This is a genomic window from Methanobacterium sp., assembly GCA_012838205.1.
Classification (GTDB): Archaea; Methanobacteriota; Methanobacteria; order Methanobacteriales; family Methanobacteriaceae; genus Methanobacterium.
In genome coordinates, this window is the sequence record DUPR01000033.1 from 48389 (window position 1) to 58794 (window position 10406).

Consider the following 10406-nt stretch of genomic DNA (forward strand, 5'->3'; position numbering starts at 1 on the left):
AGGACATGGTAATTTAATTAAGGCATAGTATTTTTGCAGTTGTTATCACCACAATAAGGAGGGGGTGGGTCGAGTCTGTACATGATTAAATATCCCTCACCATAATGGCCAATTGGTTGAGATTTTTCACTTCATGGACCTCTGCCCCAGCATCCCGGTAATCTGAAACACAACTATCCACAACATCCCATTTTTTCTCATCCTCTGGATTGAAAATCATAACCTTACGGCATTTAATGGCCATGTTTTCAATTAACTCAGCACTCCGGGGCTTCCCATCATCTTTAGGACCAGCCCAATCCCGACAATCCGAAAGTATCATTAGAGTGGTTCGGTGGTTAAGCTGTACCTTATCTAAAAAGGATTCAAAAGCTTGGTACATGTTACTGGTACCATGGATCATCAAATTCTTCTGCCTTATATCTCTTACTTTGATGAAAGCATCCATCATATTGGGTTCATCCATAGCCACAGTTGTTTCAACTGATTTATTATCATAATCGAAAACTCTCACTCTTCTGAAAGAATTTTGAGCTGCGTATACCAAGCAGAAAAACCAGTTACTGATCCAGTCACAGGAACCACTGACATCGTTTAAAAAAAAGTGATGATTCTTTTTAATCTTTGGTTTGCTTTTAACCAAGTCAATCAGAGCACCACCGTATTGAAGATTCTTACGTATGGTTCTGCGTATATCAGGGCGCATGATGCGAGCCTGTCTCTGGCGTCTGCTGCGCACCATGGCAATCTTTTTACCCATCTTCTGGCATAATAGGAAAAGTTCTGGTTCGAAGGAATTTAAGGTATTAATATCTCTGGAGAGAAGTTCAGCCTCATTTGGAGTTTTACTATAATCGTCAAGGGGTGGATGGTAGTTGATCTCATCTGACTTGATTTCGTGTGCTTTATAGTCAGATTCATCTTCTTGGAAGGAAATTTTCCATTTTTTTTGGCTTTTTGCAGACCAAACACTCTTGGTTGACGTTTTTGAGGATTCCTCGTTGTCAGTTTCATTTCCATCATTATCAGGATGGTCCTGAAAAAATTCATCATAAAGACGATTAAAGGTGTTTCTATCTTTGTTTTCTTTGATATACACCGAAGCCAGAGCATCCTTAAAGTGAGGATCCTTCTCACCAATTAATTCTAGAACTTGTTGGCTGGTGCAAGTGCTTCTAATGCTTACAGGGATCCCATTTTTGCGTAATAAACCGGAAAAGTTGACTATTTTGTCCATATTTTTCCCATACATGTTTAATGACCCATAAATGATTATTGTGAAATTACAACTTGGATCTTTATTTGGATGATTTGAATATTGTGGATTGGACTTTGTTACGATCTTCTTCAGACTTTAAGACCACTTGAACTGTTCTTTTAAGCGATTCATCGCTAGCTTCCATATCTCCAGTGGCTATAAGAGTTCTAATCCAGTCAACCGTTGCCCTGATAGATGGTTTTTTTAGAAGATCAAGTTTTCTGATTTTCTGTATAAATCCCACCACCTTCTCAACTAAGAGATGAGGTGCCTCAGGAAGCAGTGATTTCACAATTTCAATTTCTCTTTCAAGTGTTGGATAATCAATATAAAGGAAAAGACACCGATCTCTAGTTTCATCAAGGAGCATCCTCTGAGAATTTGAGGTTAAAACTACTAGTAAGTCATTTTTTAGCTTGAAAGTTCCAAGGTCATTGACAGTTATTTCTTTTTCTCCTAACGCTTGGAGAAGGAAGCTTTCCACTTCTTCATCCGCCTTGTCAAGTTCATCAATAAGCATTACTGCTGGGGAAGGGTTAATGAACGCTTGGAGTAATGGTCTTTTTATAAAAAATTTTTCACTGAAAACATCAGTATCAGTGTTATTAGCTATTTTTGTTTCTTTGAGGCGGGACATCTCCAAATGCAATAATTGTTTCTGGTAATTCCATTCACCCACCATTTGCTCGAAGGTAATTCCTTCATAGCATTGCACACGGAAAAAATCCCTCTTCAACGCTCGGGAAACAGATTTAGATAGTTCTGTTTTCCCTGTTCCAGGTGGTCCCTCAACCAAGATGGGTTTTCCCAGTTGAAGTGATAAAAAAAGGGTTATTAATATATTATCATCTGGGATGTAATTTGCTTCAATTAAGGCTTGTTCTAGTTCTTCTTTATCGATGTGTTCTTTTTTAATAGACTCCGATTTATTAGGGTTGATAGTTAAACACTCCAGTACTAATCTTTAACATAACCTATTTCTAGTAATATATTTCGTGGTAATGCTTTAAAAATTGTATCCAGAACTGTTCGTATACTGTATTATATGGATAAAGTTTCATCCATGAATTCACAAGAATGGAAATAAAAGTTAGAAATAACACAATTATTGAAATCTTAAAAATAAATATAAGTAATAATATTTACTTGTAATAAAATTAAAAAATAATAATTTAACTCATATTACTGTCTGGGAAATTTGTTATGGAAATTCAACACCTTCTTTTCTTGATTTAAATCATCAAATGGGGAAAAAGCTTAAATAACTCTTTCATCCTAGAATATATTGATTATTATGCCTTACTTGATTTGTCAAAGATGTGGTGGCTACTACAAGCTGGAAGAAGATGAATCCCCTGATGACTTTGATACTTGTAGATGTGGAGGGGATTTGGTCTATTCCTACTCTATTGATCAAACTCCTAAACGTCGCAGTAAAAAAGGATTCGCCTGGGTTTCTTTTTTCTTCACTGCAGTGATAGTGGTTATAGCATTTATTTCATTTACCATGCCAGATTTTGGTGGAGATTCTGGATCACCCTTAAAATTAGCCTCAGATTATCGTGGATCAGTTAGTAAAGAAGTTTTCGCAGCTTCTGATACTTCTTCATCAGCTAAGAAAACTATTGCCATTATCACTGGAATGCATCCCCGTGAAAAACTTTCAATACAAACTGTGAATGATGTAATCCATCAATACAGTTTATCTGCCAATAACGAAATCATCCACTACCGAGTTAACGTTACCAACAATCCCAACAATTTTCATGTTGGCCGTACTAATGGGGAAGGATTGGTAGCAACCTACATAATTCCGGATATCAAAAAATCCAATATTGACGCGGTAATAATATGCCATGACCATGCTCCAGGTTACGGTAAAGGATATTTTATTGCTACTCCAAAAATGGACACTCCTTCTGTTGCATTGGCTGAGAAAATAGAAAAAAATATACCAGAATTCATATACTACCGGGCCACTGCTTATTCTGAACACGGATCATCCACTTTCACGGTTTCTTACCCTTTGGCAAAGTTAGGGATTCCTACATTGGTATATGAAATGCCAGAGTGGGCTACTTACACTCAAGCCTATGATGAGAGTAAAAAACTTATTTCAAATTGTTTCCTGGAAATTTAAAATAACATGTTTATTATGAAGATCGACTTTGGAGGCGACACTAATTTTAAAGAAACTGGATAAAATTACACAATTGTTTGTAATGTTTTTATTTTTTATTTTAATCTTGATGATTCTCGAATTTATTAAATTGGCCTTCAAATTATTAAATTAGTAAATTATTAAAACTTTAATGGTTTTTTTTTAAATCCAATTCCAAAAAAATGACAATTAGGCCGAATTTTTGTTTTCACTAGTAAATTCACATTTTTCACAAAAAATAACACTTGTTTAATTCATTATAATAAGTTTAGCCTGATGAATAATCATGATTTTTTTAATGATTATCCAACATTTTTCTTTATTGTTCTTGTTTTCACTATAACGTTTAAATGGATGTGAAAATAGAATAATTTTTGTTAATAAGTAAAAATATTTTCATTAACCGGAGGATGTAAAAATGATTGGAAAATTTTTGGTTTTAAATTGTTCAATTACCGGTCCAGTCGTTATTGTTAATGACAAGCATTCTGAAAGATCTTGCCCCAATTGTGGTTCAACTGATATAAGCCACAAATCATCAAACGATTTTATTGCCACTAAACAGTGTAAAAACTGCGCAGTACTTATTAACACACCTATCAGGAAAAAATAGGCAATAAGAGTGGACAGTCAAAAAGCTGCATTGACCAAAAAAAGGGGGGGGGATGCCCACCATTCCCTTATTTATTATTTTTTATAGTGCAGATGAATCCGTTAAATAAGATTAAAAGGGCTAGTGCTAATCCTTCTAATGGTGTTCCAGTTTCTTGCATTGGCACTGTATAAAGTGAAGTGGGGGTGACTGACGCTCCAAGGATGGTTACAAAACATTTAACAGTTTCATAATCTGATGCGGTAATGGTTGCAATGCCAGGGCCTTCATCCGCTCTTAAAATTGCTTTAGCAAGGCCTTTAAGCCATGGGACAAGGACAGTTTTACTTCCCACACTACCTAAATTAGTGGTGAATGTAACCGAGGATCCACTAAAGTACATATCTGCATCCGCTCGATGATAACCACCAGCTACATCAGTGTAAACATCGGCAGTGATCATTGAATGTTGACCCTGATATATAGTGGAGGGGATTGCTTTAATGGTTAAAATAAGCCACGGGGAATAAATTAGGGTTCCATTTCCAATGAAAAATTTGCCAGAATCAGGGTTATTATTCCCATACCAGTTGAAGCTTGCAGTGGTTTTGCTATTTTCGAGTTCATGAAAAAGCTTATCTAGTTCATCCCTGATGGGTTTTAAAATTGGCTCCAATTCGGGGTTCTTTTTAATGGCATCATCAATGGGTTTGAGCATTTCATCTATAGTTGGTCCGAAGGAGGAGAATAGGAAGTTTTGAATGTAAAAATCATAATTTACAATCCGATTATAATTAATCATTCCATTAGGGGAGCATATCACAATGCCTATTCCAGATCCATCACCTTCTATGTTGTTTCCCTGAACAGTTGTGGTGTTAAAACCAGCAGTAACCAGTGACACATCATTAGCTCCAACCACTCTCTTCACATCATTAAATAAAACATCTAGATGTGACATTGCTGTGCCTACAATTCCAGCAGCTATACTGGGGGAAGTGATATCAAAGACAATGTTATTTTTCAGTTTTGCATTATTAAGCAATCCAAGGCCTATGATTCCTGCACTAGCATTAGCCTTGTTAATATTTGAAACTTGGTTATCCATCAATACTAAATCACCTAAAGCAACAGTTACAATTCCCACAGCTTGTTCACTGGCACTTATCCCCGATATATTATTTTTTGAAACCAAAACAATTCCATTACCTACTATTGCTGCTTCAAGCGCATAAACCGAACTGCCAAGAGTTCCTATAAGATTAGAAATTTTATTTTCTGAAATTAGGGCATCTACACTACTTGTAACTATTTCCATTCCCATAATAGCGCTAGCAGCATTGATATCAATAATTAAATTTTTAGTAACCTTTAAATTAGCGATATCAGCCACTTCTGGATTACCATCAGCACCTTTACTTTTTCCCAATTGAATTACAAAGACACTACTGTTTATTCCCAATGCGTTAATTTGTGAAAAAGTGTTTTTAATGATATTAACGTTAGTTACGCTGCCATTAGTACTTATCAGGATACCATTCAATGTTCCCAAGCCTTTAATATTGGTGACGCTATTTTTAGAGATGTCAAAGAAACCTCCGGTGAGATTTGCCATAATGCCTATTTTTGATTGTCCGGAGAGTGCATTGCTAAATATGGTGGTGTTAGCACCATAAACTCTAATTCCAGTTGAACCCCCATTTATATTGTTATTTTTAACTGTGCAGCCATTGGCACTGATATTGATACCAGTTCCCTGTGGACTATTATCTAAGTGAAAACCGTCAATGGAGCTTCCACTACCTCCGGATACCACAGTAAAACCAGTATTAACTGGTTGTAAATGAACATTATCGCCAGAGTGGGCTTTTAAGGTGAGTTTTTTATTTACTGTAACATCTTCAAAATAAACTCCACTGTGCACATTGATAACATCACCGTCAACTGTGTTTACATTATCAATAGCTGTTTGAATGTTATTATAGGTCTGTCCAACTCCAACTTCCCATTGGGCTGCTGACACACAACATATATTTAAAAATAAAATCAGAACTACCAATAAAATCTTTAAAGACAATAATTTGAGTTTACTCTCCATACAGTCACCTTCGCCTCCAATTCATCTAAAACTCTGATATGTTATTATATTAGAAAAAAACTAATATATCTTTCTATTAGTTATTACACAAATTAAAATGTAAAAATATGGGCTAAAAAAAATCTAAATTGAGAAAATGATAATAGTTTAAACTAATCAGTGTTGAAAAAAAAATTTATGGATTTATTTATCAACAAAAGACTCCTCAATCTGTTCTACAATACACACCTTATTCCATCCAACTACACCTTTTGCCAATTTCTCTAACTCCGCAGGAACTTCTTCTAGACCATAAGGCCGTATAAGAATTATTGGTTTGTTCAACTGACAGGCTAAATCCACCTGATTTTTTATTAAATCATAGTGTTTGGAATAAAGACCACTGAGTATGATCACAACATCTGCCTTATCCATCTGCTGACGGAGATCATCAGGACTGTTTTTGCCAGGAATTCCATGATCTTTCCACTGAAAGTCACGTGCTTCCACAAGTCTTCTGATAAATTCAAGATATTCTTCGTTTCCTTCACCATTATGGCTAATAAACAGATTATACTTCTTCAAATCGTTGAAATGATCATCTTCAAGCATGTTAATTCCCTTCTGTTCTGGTAATCAATTAAATTTAAAATCATTTATGTTATTATTAATTCAATTCTCCTAAAAATAGATTTTTACAGAAATACATTTATAGAATTTTTCATTCAAATTAGTAGTAGTATTGAATTAATATTGTAAGAATTAATATTGTAATATACTACATAAATGACAATTTGATGGTTGTTGGTTCATCGAATTTATAATACTTGGTGCCATATATTTACACTGGTGTATGTTTAAAGGTTTACATTATGTAGGAGGAATTGTTTTTTCAACCAAAAAACCGCCATCTTTACGTACTAAAAAAAGAACAAAGACTGGTCCCAAAATTATAGTTATGAAAAGAGGATTTTTGGTCGGAATAATCTTGATTCTATTAATTGTTGGAATTTTTTTCTTTGTAAATTTCACAAAATCAGGAAACACAGAATCTACAATCACGCCCCAATTTAAAAAATCTCTTGCATTGGCCTCATTTGAATATAAGATATCCATTATAGACAACTCAACAGGTGGAAACATAACTAACAACACCCTTTTAATGGATAATATCAACAAAACACCCGTAATATCTGAGTTATTACAAGCATCTCAGAATGGAACCCCAATGATTAGATTGGGCAATGGGAGTCAACCAAGAGTCATGATCGTTGCTGGTGTTCACGGGGCTGAACTACCATCACAAATCGCTGCATCCAACTTGATAAATCACTTGACGTGTACAAAATTTAATGGTACAATTTACATAATTCCCTTCGCAATCCCCCGTGATACAGCAACCAGTACCAGGATTCACAATAACACGGATCCCAATAGAGTGGCTGATATACCCGGAACTGCAGTTAACAAAATCAGCCAAACCGCAAAAAATGAAAAAGTCACACTACTTATGGATTGCCATTCCACCAAGCCCCATGATATTCCAGGGAAAAATTGCATAATCTACGATCCCAAGAATCCCAAAAGCCTCAAACTAGCTCTTTATATTTATAATAATACCAAATCACCCCTGATCAAAGTTGGTAATTATTCAGGTGTTCTTTCTACAGTATGCAACAGTAATAATATCACTTCAGTTACTTGTGAAGTATTATCTCCTCACAATCAAATTCATCCAGGTAGTGATAAACTCACCTACCAATATATGATAGCCTTTTTAAACTACGCAGGTGTTTACAGTAAAAACAATAAGAAAAATAAGTGAATGATGGACATAATTAAAAGAAATTATAGAAGGGAAAGCATCCTTTTTTATAATTTATCTATCAAATATTTATTCTAACCATCATCCTGGAGCTAAAATTCCAGAAAACAACAGATTTATCAATATTTTTTTATCCCACTATTTTACCAACGGTTCATCCAATTATTCCTGTTTTCAACAGCTTATAAGATGAAGATATCCATCATAATAACCTCTTTCAAAGATGAAGATATCCATCATAATAACCTCTTTCATATATCGTGAAGAACATTTCATAAGAACCCTCTGAAAAGCGTTAAATGTATTAAAACAATAACTCAAATATTTCATTATATTTTAACATCTTATCAGGGGCTATTTAAATGAAAGATATCTTTAATCTAGCAATGTGTCAAATGCAAGTGGTTGATGATAAAAAAAAGAACATTGCCAACGCCCTAAAGATGATTAAAGAAGCATCCTCCAACTCTGATTTAGTTATATTACCAGAGATGTGGAACTGCCCTTATCAAACTGAACTTTTCCCAATATATGCTGAAGAAAAAGAAAACAGCCCCTCTCTTAAGGCAATTAGCCAAGCTGCTAAAAGTGAAAAAACCTATATTGTTGCTGGTTCTATCCCTGAAAAACACAACGGCAAAACCTATAACTCAAGCTTCTTTTTCAACCCAGAAGGTGAGATAATAGGGGTGCATCGCAAAATCCATCTATTTGATATTGATGTGCCAGACGCAGTCAGCTTCAAAGAGTCACAAACCCTAACTGCAGGTAACAAGATCACTGTTGTGGACACAGAACTTGGAAAAATCGGGATATGCATCTGTTATGATATGCGTTTTCCAGAACTCTTGCGTTTAATGGCGCTTCGAGGTGCCAAGTTAATCATTATTCCAGGAGCATTTAACATGACCACAGGACCTGTTCATTGGAAACCTCTCATAAAAATTCGTGCAGTCGATAACCAGCTTTATGTGGCTGCTGTTTCACCAGCACGAAATGATAAATCACACTATGTGGCATATGGTCATTCAATGGTTGCAGATCCTTGGGGGAAAGTAACCAATGAGGCAGGGTCTGGTGAAGAAATAATATACGCTACTATTGATTATTCATTTATTAGAAAAGTAAGGGTTGAACTTCCTCTTTTAAAAAACCGGCGAGAAGAAATTTATCATCTAGATAAAAAAATAGGAAAATGATTCAGATTATTTTTTCTGAATCTTCTTTAAAGCCTTGTTGCATGCTTTTTTAAATTCTTTATCACCAGTAGCAGCCCTACGAGCTTTTTTAATAGGATCGATTCCCTTTTCATCCCCAATATCTCCCAGGGCTTTAACAGCCGCCACCCTTACACCCCAATCTTCATCAGTTAGGGTATCAATAAGGGGGTCTACCGCACTATTGTTCCCTATTTCACCTAAGGCTTTGGATGCAAACTTACGAACACTCCAATCACCATCATCAAGAGCTTCAACCAGTTGACCCACTACTTTATCACTCTTAATATCTTTCAGGGCAAGAGTAGCATATCTTCGGATCTTACCCTCCTCATTTTTTAGTATCAGCACCAGAGGATCAATGGCCGGTTCTCCAATTTTGCCCAGGGCTTTTGCCGATGCAAATCTAACTTGAGGGTTTTCATCATTTAAAACATTTAAAAGTGGTTCAATAGCAGTTTCAGTGCCGGTTTCACCTAACTTTTCAGCAGCTTCTTTTCTTTTATCAGGATCGTCATCTTTCAGATTCTCTATTAAAATATCTAAATCTTCATTATCAGTCAAAATTATCCCTCTTTCAAGTTCTCAGGAATATTTTAATGTTTATAAGTTATTAAACTAACTAACCTAATAAACATGAAATAACATTTTCAAAACAATATAAAATTTTTTTCCCAAAAAGTATATGGAGGATAAGAGTTGTTCCCCTATTTAATGTGTATCTTTTGGTAATTTTTAGATTTGTTTATAGTCTTATTTTAGGGCAGTTGCATAGCCAGGTGCGTTACCATTTCTATTCATGTAACTATCAACTTTTTTGGCGATTTCAATATACTCAGTTTTAAGCATGCTCCTGGTTTTCATCTGATCTTGTGATTGAGAAGGAGCATTAAAAATTTGAACATTAATCAAGGTCTTTAGGTCATTGTTATTAATTTGGAGTACACTGATAATCAATAGTTTTAGGAAAGAAGCCATGTTAATGTTTTTCCCACCAATAAATACTGAAGAAGGCAGATGATGATTAATATTAATCTCTTTTTTAACTTGCACTGCTGCTGATATAACTTCTTTAACCGTAACAGGACGTATTAACTTACTGACTCCCACAGAGTCAGGTAATTGTTTATTTTTACTGTAGGTGTCTAAGATTTTGCTGTAGGTGTAGATTAGGTTGTGGTATCCCCAGTAGGTTCCTAGTCCTGTTTTGGTTGAGTAGTTGGGGGCTTGTAGGTTGCGGTCCATGTATCTTTGTATTTGTCCTGCGATTTCTAGG

Annotated in this window: 11 protein-coding genes; 4 read left to right on the forward strand and 7 right to left on the reverse strand. The window is 35.2% G+C overall.

Going from position 1 to position 10406, the window contains the following annotated elements:
* Positions 1-85 precede the first annotated feature (85 nt).
* Positions 86-1237, reverse strand: a complete 1152-nt coding sequence (locus tag GXZ72_05170) for a VWA domain-containing protein (GenBank protein HHT18932.1) — start codon at positions 1235-1237, stop codon at positions 86-88.
* 61 nt (positions 1238-1298) lie between these two features.
* Positions 1299-2174, reverse strand: a complete 876-nt coding sequence (locus GXZ72_05175) for a MoxR family ATPase (GenBank protein ID HHT18933.1) — start codon at positions 2172-2174, stop codon at positions 1299-1301.
* Positions 2175-2552: 378 nt separating this feature from the next.
* Here GXZ72_05175 and GXZ72_05180 point away from each other — a divergent pair, with 378 nt between their 5' ends.
* Both GXZ72_05180 and GXZ72_05185 read left to right on the forward strand, forming a co-directional pair.
* Positions 2553-3398 carry a hypothetical protein gene (locus GXZ72_05180; protein ID HHT18934.1) on the forward strand — a complete coding sequence of 282 codons (846 nt, stop codon included), beginning with the start codon at positions 2553-2555 and terminating at the stop codon, positions 3396-3398.
* Between the two features lie 439 nt (positions 3399-3837).
* Positions 3838-4032, forward strand: coding sequence for a hypothetical protein (locus GXZ72_05185; GenBank protein ID HHT18935.1), 195 nt, complete (start codon positions 3838-3840; stop codon positions 4030-4032).
* A gap of 67 nt (positions 4033-4099) precedes the next feature.
* Here the strand turns inward: GXZ72_05185 and GXZ72_05190 are convergent, their stop codons facing one another.
* The 3 genes from GXZ72_05190 to GXZ72_05200 form a co-directional block, all read right to left on the reverse strand.
* The gene (locus tag GXZ72_05190) at positions 4100-6061 is read right to left on the reverse strand and encodes a cell surface protein (GenBank protein HHT18936.1); all 1962 of its coding nucleotides are present in this window, start codon (positions 6059-6061) and stop codon (positions 4100-4102) included.
* A 231-nt stretch (positions 6062-6292) separates the two neighbouring features.
* Positions 6293-6700, reverse strand: a complete 408-nt coding sequence (locus GXZ72_05195) for a hypothetical protein (protein ID HHT18937.1) — start codon at positions 6698-6700, stop codon at positions 6293-6295.
* A gap of 258 nt (positions 6701-6958) precedes the next feature.
* Complete coding sequence (locus tag GXZ72_05200; protein HHT18938.1) at positions 6959-7231, reverse strand: hypothetical protein; 273 nt, start codon at positions 7229-7231, stop codon at positions 6959-6961.
* Between the two features lie 85 nt (positions 7232-7316).
* Here GXZ72_05200 and GXZ72_05205 point away from each other — a divergent pair, with 85 nt between their 5' ends.
* Both GXZ72_05205 and GXZ72_05210 read left to right on the forward strand, forming a co-directional pair.
* A complete protein-coding gene (locus GXZ72_05205) occupies positions 7317-7913 on the forward strand; it encodes a deacylase (protein ID HHT18939.1) in 597 nt (198 codons plus the stop codon).
* Between the two features lie 362 nt (positions 7914-8275).
* Positions 8276-9112: a carbon-nitrogen hydrolase family protein gene (locus tag GXZ72_05210; protein HHT18940.1), complete on the forward strand. Its 837-nt coding sequence runs from the start codon at positions 8276-8278 to the stop codon at positions 9110-9112.
* A gap of 6 nt (positions 9113-9118) precedes the next feature.
* Here the strand turns inward: GXZ72_05210 and GXZ72_05215 are convergent, their stop codons facing one another.
* Positions 9119-9697 carry a HEAT repeat domain-containing protein gene (locus GXZ72_05215; protein ID HHT18941.1) on the reverse strand — a complete coding sequence of 193 codons (579 nt, stop codon included), beginning with the start codon at positions 9695-9697 and terminating at the stop codon, positions 9119-9121.
* Positions 9698-9883: 186 nt separating this feature from the next.
* Positions 9884-10406 (reverse strand): hypothetical protein (locus GXZ72_05220; GenBank protein HHT18942.1); only part of this gene is annotated, 523 nt, incomplete at its 5' end.